Here is a 509-nt window from a genome sequence, read left to right as displayed (position 1 = left end):
ACTTTTCACTGCCCGAATACCATCGGCACCATCCCGGTTCGCACCAGTTAAAACCACGGCAACCAGTTCAGTTCCATAGATTCTGGCGGCTGACTGGAATAACACATCAATCGATGGACGGGAATGAGCAACAGGAGCCTCAAGGTTCAGGCTGATAAGATTCGGTTCCTCTACCAGCATATGATAGCCAGCAGGGGCAAGATAAATCGTTCCGGGCTGTATTCGGTGTTTATCTGTCGCCAATTTGAGCGGCAATGCGCTCTGCCGGGCAAGGATACGGAGCATACCGCTATCATCGTTCAACCCTACATGTTTGGTGACCAGTATGGGCAATGGGAAGTCCTCTCCAAACTCACTGAAGAGGTACCCAAGGGCATTCAGTCCCCCTGCTGACGCTCCCAGTACCACAGCCCCGGGCTTCCCCCCAACTGAAGCAAGACTCACGAGCCCAGCTTCCTGTATATCCGAAGGGTATTACTGACATCTTCAAGATGGTTTCTGATCTGGCT

At 52.3% G+C, this 509-nt stretch carries 1 protein-coding gene; it reads right to left on the bottom strand.

The genetic code is table 11. The annotated features are described in order from the left end of the window. Positions 1 to 444 (bottom strand): chemotaxis protein CheB (locus J7438_RS27500; protein WP_209279179.1); only part of this gene is annotated, 444 nt, incomplete at its 3' end. Positions 445 to 509: the final 65 nt, after the last annotated feature.

The sequence above is a fragment of the Thalassotalea sp. G20_0 genome, from assembly GCF_017744175.1.
In the GTDB taxonomy this organism is placed as follows: Bacteria; Pseudomonadota; Gammaproteobacteria; order Pseudomonadales; family Endozoicomonadaceae; genus Endozoicomonas.
Note: the sequence above shows the minus strand (reverse complement) of the source record. Positions and strands in the feature narration are given on the sequence as shown.